Source organism: Paraburkholderia sp. MM5482-R2 (genome assembly GCF_050436125.1).
Lineage (GTDB): Bacteria > Pseudomonadota > Gammaproteobacteria > Burkholderiales > Burkholderiaceae > Paraburkholderia > Paraburkholderia tuberum.
On sequence record NZ_JBNDLP010000003.1, the window covers coordinates 2,872,530 to 2,886,761 of the forward strand.

The 14,232-nt window shown below is 63.5% G+C and carries 13 protein-coding genes; 11 read left to right on the forward strand and 2 right to left on the reverse strand.

From position 1 onward, the window contains the following. Positions 1 to 156 precede the first annotated feature (156 nt). Positions 157 to 570: a MarR family winged helix-turn-helix transcriptional regulator gene (locus OKW37_RS35135; RefSeq protein WP_311734808.1), complete on the forward strand. Its 414-nt coding sequence runs from the start codon at positions 157 to 159 to the stop codon at positions 568 to 570. 33 nt (positions 571 to 603) lie between these two features. After that, entirely contained in the window at positions 604 to 1,503 is a 900-nt protein-coding gene (locus OKW37_RS35140) for an amidohydrolase family protein (protein WP_187630513.1), read from the forward strand. A gap of 58 nt (positions 1,504 to 1,561) precedes the next feature. Here the strand turns inward: OKW37_RS35140 and mhpT are convergent, their stop codons facing one another. Then, positions 1,562 to 2,791, reverse strand: a complete 1,230-nt coding sequence (mhpT, locus tag OKW37_RS35145) for a 3-(3-hydroxy-phenyl)propionate transporter MhpT (RefSeq protein ID WP_429403681.1) — start codon at positions 2,789 to 2,791, stop codon at positions 1,562 to 1,564. A gap of 222 nt (positions 2,792 to 3,013) precedes the next feature. Here mhpT and OKW37_RS35150 point away from each other — a divergent pair, with 222 nt between their 5' ends. From OKW37_RS35150 to OKW37_RS35160, 3 genes are all read left to right on the forward strand, one after another. Further along, complete coding sequence (locus OKW37_RS35150; protein ID WP_090808939.1) at positions 3,014 to 3,499, forward strand: MarR family winged helix-turn-helix transcriptional regulator; 486 nt, start codon at positions 3,014 to 3,016, stop codon at positions 3,497 to 3,499. Positions 3,500 to 3,753: 254 nt separating this feature from the next. Next, the gene (locus OKW37_RS35155) at positions 3,754 to 4,332 is read left to right on the forward strand and encodes a DJ-1/PfpI family protein (protein WP_184032364.1); all 579 of its coding nucleotides are present in this window, start codon (positions 3,754 to 3,756) and stop codon (positions 4,330 to 4,332) included. Between the two features lie 131 nt (positions 4,333 to 4,463). Then, a complete protein-coding gene (locus tag OKW37_RS35160) occupies positions 4,464 to 4,802 on the forward strand; it encodes a ribbon-helix-helix domain-containing protein (RefSeq protein ID WP_018424506.1) in 339 nt (112 codons plus the stop codon). Positions 4,803 to 4,879: 77 nt separating this feature from the next. On the opposite strand, the gene OKW37_RS35165 is transcribed toward OKW37_RS35160, so the two are convergent. Beyond that, positions 4,880 to 6,118: an MFS transporter gene (locus tag OKW37_RS35165; RefSeq protein WP_184061888.1), complete on the reverse strand. Its 1,239-nt coding sequence runs from the start codon at positions 6,116 to 6,118 to the stop codon at positions 4,880 to 4,882. A gap of 122 nt (positions 6,119 to 6,240) precedes the next feature. On the opposite strand from OKW37_RS35165, the gene OKW37_RS35170 reads away from it, so the two are divergent. The 6 genes from OKW37_RS35170 (at position 6,241) to OKW37_RS35195 (ending at position 14,175) form a co-directional block, all read left to right on the forward strand. Next, on the forward strand, positions 6,241 to 6,507 hold the full coding sequence (locus OKW37_RS35170) for a hypothetical protein (protein ID WP_429403682.1): 267 nt from the start codon (positions 6,241 to 6,243) through the stop codon (positions 6,505 to 6,507). Between the two features lie 510 nt (positions 6,508 to 7,017). Beyond that, positions 7,018 to 8,121 carry a glucose PTS transporter subunit IIA gene (locus OKW37_RS35175; protein WP_429403683.1) on the forward strand — a complete coding sequence of 368 codons (1,104 nt, stop codon included), beginning with the start codon at positions 7,018 to 7,020 and terminating at the stop codon, positions 8,119 to 8,121. Between the two features lie 195 nt (positions 8,122 to 8,316). Next, the gene (locus OKW37_RS35180; RefSeq protein ID WP_429403684.1) at positions 8,317 to 9,906 is read left to right on the forward strand and encodes an aspartate:alanine exchanger family transporter; all 1,590 of its coding nucleotides are present in this window, start codon (positions 8,317 to 8,319) and stop codon (positions 9,904 to 9,906) included. 185 nt (positions 9,907 to 10,091) lie between these two features. Then, positions 10,092 to 11,399, forward strand: a complete 1,308-nt coding sequence (locus tag OKW37_RS35185) for a c-type cytochrome (protein ID WP_429403685.1) — start codon at positions 10,092 to 10,094, stop codon at positions 11,397 to 11,399. Next, positions 11,396 to 11,878, forward strand: a complete 483-nt coding sequence (locus tag OKW37_RS35190; RefSeq protein ID WP_429403686.1) for a (2Fe-2S)-binding protein — start codon at positions 11,396 to 11,398, stop codon at positions 11,876 to 11,878. Before OKW37_RS35185 ends, OKW37_RS35190 begins: the two co-directional genes overlap by 4 nt. Further along, on the forward strand, positions 11,875 to 14,175 hold the full coding sequence (locus OKW37_RS35195; protein WP_429403687.1) for a molybdopterin cofactor-binding domain-containing protein: 2,301 nt from the start codon (positions 11,875 to 11,877) through the stop codon (positions 14,173 to 14,175). The genes OKW37_RS35190 and OKW37_RS35195 overlap by 4 nt, the downstream gene beginning before the upstream one ends. Positions 14,176 to 14,232 lie beyond the last annotated feature (57 nt).

Below are 14,232 nucleotides of genomic sequence, written 5' to 3' on the forward strand. Positions count from 1 at the left end.
CTGATAAGTAAAGTATAATATCGAAGTCTTGGTACAAACCCCTAACCGCCTATGCCGACGATCACGAGAAAGCCGTCAGGGTCTGAATCGACACCGCGCGCCACGGCGCGGCGCAACCTGCGCAACCTGCGCGATCGAAGGCACGCTGCCGCTCCGGTGCGTCTCAGCTACCTGGCCGGGCAGCTCGACAAGATTCTCACGCGGCAGCTTTCCGAAGCACTTGCCTCGCATGGTCTGACGTTGCCGCAATACACCGCGCTGTCGGTGCTGCGGGCTCGCGCACGTTCGTCGAACGCACAGCTCGCGCAGCGCTCGTTGATCACGCCGCAAGCGGCCAGCGCGGTCGTCAAATCGATGGAAGCGAATGGATGGGTGACGCGCGTGGCCGGTCCGCTCAACCGTCGCGTCGGGCTGCTGTCGCTGACGAAGGCCGGCGAAACATTGCTGTCTCAGTGCGACGGTGCCGCTGACAGGGTCGAGCAATCGATGCTCGGCGAAATCGATGAACACGATTCACAGATGCTGAAAAACCTGCTGTCGACGTGCGTGCGCAATCTTCGCGCAGCCTGACGCATCAGCTTTGATTACACATAGGAGACACCATTGAACATTGATCAACTGAAGGCCATCGACACCCACGTGCATGCCGAGGTGTCGTGCTGCCAACCACCGGACCTGTTTGCAAAAGAATTCGACGAAGCCGCCGACAAATACTTCGGCACCGTGCTCAAACAGGGGCGCCGCCCGACCATTCCCGAAACGATCGAGCACTATCGGGAGCGCAATATCGGCTTCGTGATGTTTACCGTCGACTGCGAAGCGAACATCGGGCGCCGTCGCATTTCGAACGAAGAGGTCGCGGAGTTCGCGCAGAACAACCGCGACATCATGATCGCGTTCGCCAGCATCGATCCGCACAAAGGCAAGTTCGGCGCGCGCGAAGCGCGGCGGCTCATCGAGGAGCACGGCGTGCGCGGTTTCAAGTTTCACCCCACGATGCAGGGTTTTTTCGCCAACGACCGCATGGCATACCCGCTCTACGAAGTGATTGCCGAGTACCAGCTGCCGGCGGTTTTTCACAGTGGACACTCGGGCATGGGCTCGGGCATGCGCGGCGGCGGCGGTTTGCGCCTCAAGTATTCGGAGCCGATCTACCTCGACGATGTCGCCGCCGACTTCCCCGACATGAAGATCGTGATCGCGCATCCCTCCTGGCCATGGCAGGAGCAGGCGCTGTCGATCGCGCTGCACAAGCCGAACGTGTATATCGATCTGTCGGGCTGGTCGCCGAAGTACTTTTCGCCCGAGCTGGTCAAATATGCGAACACGCTGTTGCGCAACAAGGTGCTGTTCGCATCCGACTTCCCACTGATCCGCCCGGACCGCTGGCTCGAAGACTTCGATACGCTCGACATCAAGCCCGAAGTAAAGCCGCTCGTTCTGAAGGAGAACGCCGTCAGATTGCTTGATCTGCGGGCCCGAGGCACGACGAATCACGAATGACACATGAAAAATGGCCCGGCGCGAAAACGCCGGGCCAGTTGGGTCCATCAACGAAGAGTTAGCGTTTCGCGGCGTTGGAGCGAATGACGAGCAATGCTGTAATCGCCGCGACGATCGTCACCGGCACGCTCGCGCCGATGACGAGCGCCGAGCTCTTTCCCATCGCAAGCAATTGCCCGGCGGCTACGGGGCCGACAATCGAGCCGACGCGTCCCACCGCCACCGCGGCGCCGACTCCCGTACCCCGCACGCTGGTCGGATAGCTGGCGGCGGACAGCGAATACAGCATCGACTGCGCACCGACGACGCCCATTCCGGCAAACAGCACGGCGACGGACAGTGTCTCGATGCTGGCGACTTGCGAAAGCGCGACCAATGCACCGACGATGCACGCGTAGATTGCCATGACTGACAGGCCTTGTCTGAAGCGGTCCATCAGCAGACCGATGCCGAGTACGCCGATCACACTGCCGACGTTGAAAAAGATCTGGGCAATCCCGGCCTGCGAACGGCTCATGCCGCGCCCCACGGTCAACGAAGGCAGCCAGTTCAGCAGGAAGTAAAGAACGATCAGCGTGCAGAAGAAGCTGATCCAGATACCGATCGTCGCGGCGGCACGCCCCTCGCCGAACAGGACTTCACGCGTCGAAAGGAGCGGCTTGTCCGCCGTCGTGAATTCCCGCGATTCGGTGGCGAATTCGCGCGACTCAGGCAGCAATGCCATCAGCAGCGGAATGATGATCAGCGGTCCGACTCCGCCCACGTAGAAGATATGACGCCACGCAGTAGCACCCGCGCTCAGTACGGCGATCAATGCGGCAAGCGCGCCGCCGAGCGGCATACCGCAATACATGACGCTAACCGCGGTGTTGCGGTGACGCGCATCGACCGCCTCGGACGACAACGCGATCAGGTTCGGCATCGCGCCGCCGAGCCCGATTCCCGTCAGCACGCGAGCAATCAGCAGACTTTCGAAACTCCAGACTTGCGCGGTCGCAATCGAGAAGATGCCGAAAATCGCCATCGAGATCATCAGAACGCGCTTGCGGCCGATCCGGTCGGCGAGTCTGCCACCGATCATCGCGCCCGGCAAAAGCCCCAACATGCCGGCGCTAAAAGCGAGCCCCAACTGGCTGACCGACAAGCCGAACTCGTGCGCCATTCGAGGCGCCGCAACGCCAGTGGACTGCAGGTCGATACCCTCCAGCACCGCGACGAGAAAGCACAATGCCAACGTTAGTGCAGTACTGGAGCCCACCGCACTCGACCGATTAGCAACACTTGACATGACGTCTCCTTCATCTTTGATTGAATTGCCAGAGACGAGCCACGCTTCGTTCTTCGACGAAGCGGCCATGGGAAGGAGAAGATTTCTGACAATGATCTCGCGCCACTTATCAGAATCCTTCCCACAGCGTCCCCGGAATTGATGATGAGTCTAGTATCAGGAGACCTGATATTGAAAGTAGAATATGATATGCCTGGTAGAAACACCTAAGGCAACCTGATAATGATCAAGACAATGGAGAAGCGGCGAACGCCCCTTGCCAAACAGGCCGGTTCAACGAAAACCGGTGCGCCACCTTCCCGCGTTTCCTATGTGGTCGGCCAACTCGACCGCCTGCTCAAACGCAGTTTGATCGATGTACTGGGTGAATTCGGGCTGACCTTGCCTCAGTTCACCGCGCTCTCCGTCATCAGCGCCAGCGGCGCGATGACCAATGCGAAACTCGCCGAACGCTCGTTCATTACGCCGCAGTCGGCCAACGAAGTTGTCAAGACGATGGAAGCCAACGGTTGGGTCGGACGCGTGGGGCATCCTACCCACGGTCGACTGATTCATCTGTTTCTGACCGACGAAGGGCGTCGGGTACTGCAGGAATGCGATTCGGCGATCGACGCGCTCGAAGCGTCCATGCTGGACGGAGTAACGGAAATCCCGGTCGATACGCTGCGCAAGGTGCTGCAGCGATGTGTGTCGAATCTGCGCGGTTGAATGGACGTTCCCAATGATAAAAGAGTCGCACTCGAATGGAGCGCGACTCTTTTTCTTTGCTCCACCTACCGCGATCGTCTGCCGCATTCGGGCTGAATTCCGTTCAGCTCAGTGAAATCCCTGGTCGGCATTTAGCCGCGTATTACCTGGCCCACTGCGTCGATCGCTATATTGCTTCTCAACGGCCGCCGCCTTCACACCGCGATAGCGCGTCCGCCTCGCCATTTCCCACCCCATTCGAGAGGAGACGAAGCATGTCAAAGCGAATTCTTATCATCGCCGGCGATTTCGTCGAAGATTATGAGCTGATGGTGCCGTTTCAGGCACTGGCGGCAGTCGGGCATTCGGTGGACGTCGTCGCGCCCGACAAGCGCGCGGGCGACGCGATTCGCACCGCAATCCACGACTTCGAAGGCGATCAGACCTACACCGAAAAGCGTGGCCATAACTTCACGCTGAACGCCGATTTCGCGTCGGTGAACCCCGCGCAATATGACGCGCTGCTCGTGCCCGGCGGCCGCGCCCCCGAATATCTGCGGCTCAACGACGAGGTGATCGGCTGGGTGCGCCAATTCGCCGAAGCGAAGAAGCCGATTGCCGCGGTCTGCCACGGCGCGCAACTGCTGGCTGCGGCAGGTGTGATCGAAGGCCGGCGCATCTCGGCGTATCCGGCCTGCGCGCCCGAAGTGAAGCTCGCGGGCGCGCAGTACGTGGCGCTCGACTGGCCTGATGCGATCACGGACGAGAACTTCGTCACCGCGCCCGCATGGACCTCGCACGTGAACTGGCTTGCGCAGTTCCTTGCGCTGCTGGGCACGCGCATCGCGCATTGAAGGAGCGCGCCTCGACCGAGGCGCGGCATCGCGGGCGACCAACCGTGTTACGCTCGATCACGACGGCATGAGCGCCCGCGCCGCGCGCTTCGCGTCCTGCGACGTCATCATTCGCGAGAAAGGCTGAACGTATGTGCAACGTCTATGTCAACGCTGATCCGATCCTCTACGAGTCGCGTACGCGCGCGCTGCGCATTCATGGCGTCGTGACCACGGTGAGGCTCGAAAATCTCTTCTGGGACGTGCTTCGGGAAATCGCCAACCGCGAGAACGTGACGACGACCCAGTTCGTCGTGAAGCTTCACGACGAACTGGTCGCCTTGCGCGGCGAAGAGCCGTTGAATTTCGCGTCTTTTTTGCGCGTGTGCTGTTTGCGCTATCTATCGACGAGCGCCGCCCGCAACGAGGCCGCTGGCGACGTGCCGCTCAACGCCCCGTTTCAACCCAGAGTCGTGAAGACGGCTGTTTGACGGATTCGGTCGCCTGGCGGTCGCCACAGTTGGCTAGCGCGGTGCGGTCCAGTCACGCGACGTACTGTCTCGACGCGTCAGTCAACCGACGCATCGCAGGCGCAATCAAGGGAAGCCGCCGTGGCCGGTCGTTCCAGTACAGCAAGCCGTTGCAGTGCCACGAGGCCCAGTAGCGCGAGTCCAAGTCCCAGCGTGAAGTCAGCGTGAACGCCCGCACGGTCGACAATGGTGCCCCCCACTGCCGAGCCCACCGCAATCGCCACCTGGATGATGCTAACGAACATGGCCGACCCCGCTTCGGGCAGGTCTGTCGTGCCGCGCTGAATCCACACGCTGAAGCAAAGCGGAAGCGCTCCGAACGCGATTCCCCACAGCAGCATCCCCGCGGTCTCGCCGATCGGCGAATGTTCGAGCAGCAACATCGACGACAACGCGCCCAATAGCAGCAGAACCATCGCGGCGACGGATTTCTTTAGATGGTCCGAAATCACCATCGATGTCAACGCATTGGAGAAGAAGCCGATCAGACCGAATCCGAACAGCAACAGCGTGATGGCGCTCAACGAGAAGTCGTGTTCGAGCAGCGGCGCAATATACGTGTAGGTCGAGAAATGCGCGCCGAAGACGAGCGCGACCATCACCATGCTCAACCTCGTATGAGGCCGGCCAAGCAGGGTTTTGAAATCTGCGATCCGCAACGCCGATGCCGACGGCAACGAAGGCACGAGGAACGCCTGCGCCAGTAAGGCGAGCGACACGAGGCCCGCGGTGGCGGCAAACGCCATGCGCCACGATGCAAACGATGCGATGAACGTCCCGAGCGGCACGCCGATCACGGTTGCGCAGGTCACGCCGGTCAGAATGGTCGCGGTCGCTTTGGCGGCATCCTTTGCTTGCACGAGTCGAGGAGCCGCCGCCGTCGCCAGAGTCCAGAAGCCACCCAGCGCGCCGCCAAGCAGAGCCCGTCCTACGAGCATGATCGCGAGGTTCGGTGCGATGGCACACACGACGTTCGCGATCAACAGTACCGCAGTGAGGAGCAGGAAAACGTACCGGCGGTCCATGCGGCCCGCGCTGACTATCAGCGTAGGCGCCGATATCGCGGCCATCACGCCGGGCGTGGTGACCATGAGGCCAGCGACACCGGTCGACACGCCGAGGTCGTGTGCGATTTGTGGCAACAGCCCGACAGGCAAAAACTCGGCCGTGACGAAGGCGAATGCGCTTACCGCTACCGCTATGACGGAGAGCCATTGACCCGCGGAGGTTGAATGTCCTTCCAACGATGCCGGGATTGCAGGTGTATCGATTTGCATGACGACCTTGATGCCAGATTGAAGTCTCGTACTTTAGGCTGGGCCTCGTGTGGGAAAAAGAGTCGTCCGATGAAAAGACTAGAAGGTGTGGCTGAACAATGCCTCTGCGGCGATATCTCGCTATGAGTCAGCTAGTCTCGCGAAACGACCCGTACGGCTCTTCCATATACGTCGGCACGGAAGCGTTCGCCATCAGCAAGGTGATGCGCATTGGCCAAACCATCGACTTCCAGTCCCCTGATTATCAGCGCGCCCTCCATGCGCTAGAAAAATCATATTTCGGGAAAGAGAACCGCCCCAATATGCCGATTGCATCTATAGGCGCCTCGTTGGGCGCGGAATTGCTCATCGAGTTCGATACGGTGGATGTCGTGACGGATCTACTCTGAACAGCAAGGGTGAGCGTCTTGTCGGGCCGCCGCCTTTCGCTAAACGGATAAAACACAGATTAATGAACGCGTCACACGCCAATTAATAAAGACCGCTCATCTCCCGCCAGGAAATTGCAAATTTCAGGCGTTCCCGTCCGAAATCGTCTTGTCTTGCAATCTGCGCTCAGTAACATATGCTCTTTTTCAGAGCGCTTTCCGGGTCCTTTTTCCGGGACCACGGTACGAAGGGTTGCGCACGGGTGCGAGGCGGCCCGGCAAACGCAAACAGTGCCGTCGGAGCGCGCCTGACGTTTCTCCATTCATCCCGGTCGAGGCTGCGCGGGCGCACACGGGCGACGTGCGCGACCTTGTTGGGTTTCCCGAGTTTTTGTCACCGACGCTTTTGTAACGTGCGCCGCTCACAAGTGGGTGAGCGGCAATGGTGCCGACCGCACGTGTGAATGTCGCGCCCATGCGGCTCGAGTCGGGCCACCTGAGGCGAGCGTCAATGTACAAGGAGTCCTGGCGATGAAAGCTCCTCAGCGTCCTCAGCGCATCGGGTTGATGGCGCCACTGTCGGGCGTACTGGTTCCTCTCGAGAGCGTGCCCGATCCGGTCTTCGCCCAGAAGATGGTCGGCGATGGCGTGTCGATCGATCCGACCTCGGATGAACTGCTGTCGCCGCTTACCGGCAAGGTCACGCAACTCCATAGCTCTGGCCACGCCACGACGATCACCGCCGACAACGGTCTGCAAGTGCTGCTGCACATCGGGCTCGACACCGTGCTGCTGCGCGGCGAGGGCTTCATGCCGTTGGTCAAGGAAGGCGACGCCGTCGCGACGGGCACGCCGCTGATCCGCTTCGACCCAATCGCGGTCGGCGCAAAAGCAACCAGCCTGCTCACGCAAATGGTGATCGCCAATGGCGATCTCGTCACGCGCTACGTTGCCGCGAAAGGGCTCGTCGTCGCCGGCACCGACGTCGCGCTGTACGTCGAGCTGGTCGGCAGCATGGAGGACAAGGACACGGCCAGCGCCACCGGCGCGATCTTCTCCGACGAGATCACGCTGCCGAATCCAGCGGGCCTGCATGCACGGCCCGCCGCGGTCGTCGCGGTCGAGGCGAAGAAATTCAAGTCCGAGATCCGGCAGCTGCGCGGCGATGCCAGCGCAAATGCCAAGTCCGTCGTCGCGATCATGGGGCTCGCAACGAAGTTCGGCGACAAGCTGCGCGTCGAGGCCCGCGGTCCCGACGCGGCGGAGGCGGCCAGCACCGTCGCGCGTCTGCTTGGCGAGGGATCGGGCGAAAAGCCCGGCGATGCGCCCACACCCGCGGCGGCTGTGAAAGTCGGCGTCATGATCGAAGTCCCCGCGGCCGCGCTGATCGCCGAGCCGCTCGCACGCGAAGTCGACTTCTTCTCGATCGGCACGAACGATCTCACGCAATACACGCTCGTGATGGACCGCGGCCATCCGCAACTCGCGAAGCAGGCCGACGCGCTGCACCCGGCGGTGTTGCGTCTGATCGGCATGACGGTCGACGGTGCGCACAAGCATGGCAAATGGGTCGGCATTTGCGGCGGTTGCGTGTCGAGCTATCGGACGCGTCGCGCATCGACGCGGCCGCATTGAAAGCGGCGGGCGTGGTCGCGACGCAAGCGTTGAAGAACGGCGCACTCGATCTGATCGTGGGCCTCGGCTCGGGCAACCTCGCAGGCGCAACGCGATAGCAGCAACGAGTATCGTCAGCAACTGCCGCGCGTCGAACGCGAGGCCAGCCGGTGGAAGCGCTCAGTCGCGTTGCTTTGTCCACCTATAGGAGGCGGCATGGAAGCAGCCAGAACTTTCCTCGAAACTCAGCCGCTGTTCGCGCTTTTTCTGACCATCGCGCTCGGCTACCTGGTCGGCGAAATCACTATCAAGGGCGTGGCTCTAGGCTCGGGGGCCGTGCTGTTCGTTGGACTGGCGCTCGGCGCGTTCGCGCCGAAATCCGCGCCGCCGGCGTTGCTGGGCACGCTCGGTCTGCTGCTGTTTCTGTATGGCATCGGCATTCAGTACGGCGCGCAGTTCTTCCGCGGACTCACGAGCCGGGAAGGCATGAAGGCCAACGCGGCCGCATGTCTGGGCGTGATCGTTTCGGGTCTGGTGGCGTGCGCCTTCATCCATTTCGGCATCACGCTCGCCGATGCGCTCGGCATGTTCGCCGGCAGCGGCACCAGCACGGCGAGCCTGCAGGTTGCCATCGCATCGATGAAAAGCAGCGATGCCGCCGTGGCTTATAGCGTCACCTATCCGTTCGGCGTGGCCGGGCCGATCCTATTCCTCTATGTGCTGAACTCGGTCCTGAAAGCCAAAATACCGAAACCGCCCGCGAAGTTGCTGGAGACCGCGGAAATCGCGCTGCGCAATGCCAGTCTGTTCGGTCTCAAGCTGTCGGAGCTCTCGACTCGCCTGCCTGCCGGCGTGGTGATCGCGGCCGTGCGGCGCGCGCATCACAATCAGCTGCCCAGCGACGACTTCACGCTGCGCGCCGACGACGTCCTCCTTGCCACCGCCACCGAGCGCCGCCCGCTCGACGAAGCAACGGCGCTCTGCGGCGAGCTACAGCCCGGGCGTATCTCGAGTCATCGGGAAGACCTGGACTATATGCGCGTGTTCGCGTCGAGTCCGTCGGTCGTCGGCACGGCGCTCGGCAATCTGCGCTTTCCGGATGGCGTGAACTGCGCGGTCGCGCACGTGCGGCGCGGCGACGCCGATCTACTGTCGACGCCAGAGCTCATTCTCGAAGCTGGCGACCGCGTCGGCCTGCTCGTCAGTAGCGCGCATCGCGCGAGGGTCCGCGCGTTTTTCGGCGATTCGATCAAGGGCACGGCCGACCTCAGTTTCATCTGTCTGGGCATCGGCGCGGCAGCGGGGCTGCTGGTCGGCGCGATCCCGCTGCGCGCGCCCGGTCTCGGCGTGTTCAGCCTGGGTCTCGCGGCGTTGCTACTGGTCGCGCTGTGCCTCGGCAAGGCGCGCCGCAGCGGACCGTTCGTGTGGGTGATGCCGCTCTCTGCAAATCTCGTGCTGCGCAATCTCGGGCTGACGATTTTTCTCGCGCAGGTGGGCCTGTCTTGCGGACCGAAGTTCGTCGCGACCGTCGGCACCGCCGGACCGCTGCTGCTGCTTTATGGCGTGATCACGCTGCTGGTGCTCGTCGGCGTCACGGCTGTGTGCTGCCTGTGGGTCTTCAGACTGTCTTTCGATACATCGGTCGGCGTGATCTGCGGGGCCACCGGCAATCCCGCGATTCTCGCCTTCGCCAACCGCATCGCGCCGACGGATCAGCCCGACGTCATGTACGCGATGATTTTTCCGTCGATGACCATCGTCAAGGTGCTTTTCGTGCAGATCGCCATCGCGATCGCAGCCGGCTAGGCGAGACCGTTATCGCGACCTGCCGCTGTTCGACCCTAAAGCTTCCGTCATCGTAGACAGCGGCGAACCGCGGAGCGGCGGACAGCCGCAGACTTCCGCGAATATCAGGAACGCCGCTTGCGCCACCTGGAGCCGCGCGACGTAGTCTGGGACCATGATGCGGACGGCTCGGCGATGGAGGCTAGATGAAAGGACGGGTGGCGAGTGCAGGCGTGGCCGTTGTTCTGGTTGCCCTCATGGCCGCATACGGCGGACCCACCGCGCATGCTGGGGAGCCCGCGCCGGTTGCCGTGACCGCGCCCTTCGCGGCCGGCAGCGATACCGCGGCCGCGGCGCGCGGCGCGAAGCTCGCGGCCGTTGGCAATTGCGTCGCGTGCCACACCGCGACGGGCGGCCTGCCGCTCGCGGGCGGACTGCCACTGCGAACACCCTTCGGCATCATTTACTCGACCAACATCACCCCGGACAACGAGACGGGTATCGGGGGCTGGTCGCTCGACGCGTTCGCGCGCGCGATGCGGCGCGGCGTGTCCAGCGACGGCCATCTGCTCTATCCCGCGTTCCCCTATCCGCACTTCACGCACATCAGCGATGCCGATATGGGCTCGCTGTATGCGTGGCTGATGAGCCGCGCTCCCGTCAAGGCGCCTGCGCCGCACAACGAGCTGATCTTCCCGCTCGGCTTCAGGCCCCTCATCGCCGTGTGGAATCTTTTTTACCTGCATACCGGTACCGAAGCAGCGCCGGCCCCGCCCGAAGCGCCGGACGTCGCACGCGGACGATACCTGGTCGAAAGCCTCGGTCATTGCGGTGCGTGCCACACGCCGCTCGACCGCCTCGGTGCCGAGCGCCGCGACCGCGCGCTGCAAGGCGGCACGATCGACGGATGGGATGCACCCGCGCTGACGGACCTCGCTTCACGCCCCACGCCCTGGACGCAGGCACAGCTCGTCAGCTATCTGCGCACGGGCCTCGCGAGCGCCCATGGGGCGGCGGCGGGTCCGATGCGCCCCGTCACGCGCATGCTCGCCGACGCGTCCGCCTCCGACGTAGAGGCGATTGCCGCGTATCTGCTGGCGTTGCCGTCCGGGGGCCCAGGCATGCCGGAGCATCCGGTCGCCTCGCCCTCCGCTTCCGCCGCGCCCGTGTCCACCGCGCCCGGCGGCGGCGCGAATCTATTCTCCGCGGCCTGCGCATCGTGCCATGCCGAAGGCGCGCCGATGTCGAGCGGGGGCGCTCGACCGTCGCTGTCCCTTTCCACGGCCGTCAACGCCGACAGCCCACGCAACATGGTCCGTATCATCCTCGATGGAATCGACTGGCACGAAAGCGATAGCGCGCCCTTCATGCCATCATTCGCCAACACATTCACGGATGCCCAGATAGCGGAGCTCGCCAACTACACGCGCGAACGCTTCACCGCACGCGACGCGTGGCCCTCGCTCGACGCCGGCGCGGTCGCGCATTTTCGCAAGGACGGCCTGCCACGATGATCACGCTCAACGTCAACGGAGTCAGTCATACGGTCGATGTCGACCCGTCAACGCCGCTGCTCTACGTGCTGCGCAACCAGTTGCAGCTCGATGGCGCGAAGTTCGGCTGCGGTCTCGGTCAATGCGGCGCATGCACGGTCAGCATCGGCGGCGAGCCGGTGTTCTCGTGCCTCATGCCGGTCGTGGCCGTTGGCGACCGGCCAGTGCGAACCGTCGAAGGACTTGGCAGCGCGGAACATCCGGGACCACTTCAGCAAGCCTTCATTGACGAGCAAGCCGCGCAATGCGGCTATTGCATCGCCGGTATGATCATGCGCGCGCACACGCTGCTGGAGCGAATCCCGCACCCAGGCGATGAACAGATCCGCCGCTACATGCAGCCGAACCTGTGCCGCTGCGGCACGCACATGCGCATTCTCGCGGCGATCCGGCAAGTCGCGACGGGTTCGCCGCGAACGGACGAGGGAGCGCAGTCGTGAGCGACGGCCGCCCGTCCTCCGTCGCTCACGGCAGCGGCCCCGATGACCCCGCACGGCGCCGCTTCCTCGTTGGCGGCTCGCTGATGGTGAGCTTCGCGATCGTGCCCGGCATGGCCGCGCTTGCGCAAACCACCACCGAAGCAGGCACCTTCAACGCGAGCGCCCCGAAGCTGCCGGGCAGTCTCAAGAGCACGCCGTTGCTCGATGCGTGGATCAAGGTCGCCCCTGACGGCCACGTGAGCGTATTCACGGGCAAGGCGGAGCTTGGCACGGGCATTCGCACCGCGCTGCTGCAGGTCGCCGCGGAAGAGCTGGATCTCGCGCCTCATGCGATCGAGCTGATCACCGCCGACACCGCCGCAACGCCGAACGAAGGCTACACCGCAGGCAGTCACACGATGGCGGACAGCGGCACCGCGATCCTCAACGCCGCCGCTCAGGTACGCGCGCTGCTGGTCGCGAGCGCGGCGTCGCAGTTGGGCGTCGACGCAGCGGTCCTGACGACGCGCGACGGCGCCGTCATTGCCGCCGACGGAAGACGCATGAGCTACGGCGAAGCCGTGCAATACGCGGACCTCCATCAGAACGCGCAGCCCGACGCGCCGAAAAAGCCGCCATCGGCCTACGCGCTGATTGGCCATATGCTGCCGCGCGTGGATATCCCGGGCAAGGTGACGGGCGGCGCGAGCTACGTCCAGGACCTGCGGCCGCACGGCATGCTGCATGCCCGCGTGGTGCGGCCGCCGTCTTATGGCGCGAGCCTCGTCGCAGTCGATAGCGGGCGCGTCGAAGCGCTGCCCGGCGTCATCAAGGTCGTGCGCAACGGCAACTACCTCGCGGTGGTCGCCGACGACGAATGGCGCGCGATCCTCGCGATGCGTGAGCTTGCGCTTGCCGCGCAATGGCAGGCCGGGCCGCCGCTGCCCGATCCGGCGAACGTTCACGCGCTGCTGATGAGTCTGCCTTCACAGGAAATCGCGGTGGCCGATCAGGGCGCAGCGACGGGCGCGGCCGCGCCTGTGGCAACGCTGCGGGCGCGCTATTCGAGGCCGTATCTGACGCATGGCTCGATTGGGCCATCGTGCGCTGTCGCGCAGCTCGACAACGATGTGATGACCGTGTGGACGCACACGCAAGGCGTCTATCCGCTGCGTGCGGGCATCGCCGAAATGCTCGCGATGCCACCCGACAAGGTGCGCTGCGTGCATGTGGAAGGTTCGGGCTGCTACGGACACAACGGCGCGGACGATGTCGCGGCCGACGCCGCCCTCGTTGCACGCGAGCTGCCTGGCCGCCCGGTGCGCGTGCAATTGATGCGCGAACAGGAACACATGTGGGAGCCGTTCGGCCCTGCCATGACAGTCGAGGCGAATGCAACGCTCGATTCGGCAGGCACGCTTGCCGACTGGCGTTACGAGCTATGGAGCAACACGCATAACAACCGCATCGAGAATGCGGGCCGCCTGTTGCCCGCGCAGCTCCTTGCGCAACCGTTCACCCCCGCGCCGCCGAAGCCGATTCCGATGCCGGAAGGCGGAGGCGACCGCAACAGCATTCCGCTTTACCGCGTGCCCAGCCTGCACGTACAGCATCATTTCGTGCCGACGATGCCGATACGCGTCTCTGCCATGCGCTCGCTCGGCGCGCACATGAACGTGTTCGCGATCGAGAGCTTCATCGACGAGCTCGCCAGAGCCGCGCACGCCGACCCCGTGGCGTTTCGCCTCAAACATCTCGATGATCCGCGCGCGCATGGCGTCATTAGCGCCGTAGTCGATCAATTCGGCTGGCGAGCCCGCAGCGCGCGAACGGGCGACTCGAGCCCGCGCTCGCACGGTACCGGCTTTGCGTTTGCCCAATACAAGAACCTGATGGCCTACCTTGCCGTCGCGATGGACGTGACGGTCATGCGCGATACCGGCGAGCTCAGCATCGAGCGTGTCGTAGCAGCCGTCGATTGCGGACAGATCGTCAATCCGGACGGCGTGCGCAATCAGATCGAAGGCGGCATTTTGCAAACCACGAGTTGGACGCTCTATGAAGAAACGCATTTCGACCCGCAACGCATCACGAGCTATGACTGGAGCACTTATCCGATCATGCGTTTCTCGTCCGTACCCAAACGCGTGGACGTGCTGTTGATCGACCGGCCGGGCCTGCCATTCCTCGGGGTCGGAGAAGCGGCGCAAGGCCCGGCCGCCGCGGCGCTCGCGAATGCGATCGACGACGCGACCGGTGTGCGGATCCGCGACTTGCCGTTGCTCGGGACGAAGGGGAAGAACGTGCTCAAGGCATGAGGCTTTCGTTCCGCAAAAGTACAGATACTGGCGTGTAAAAGCCAAATAAGCCTATGG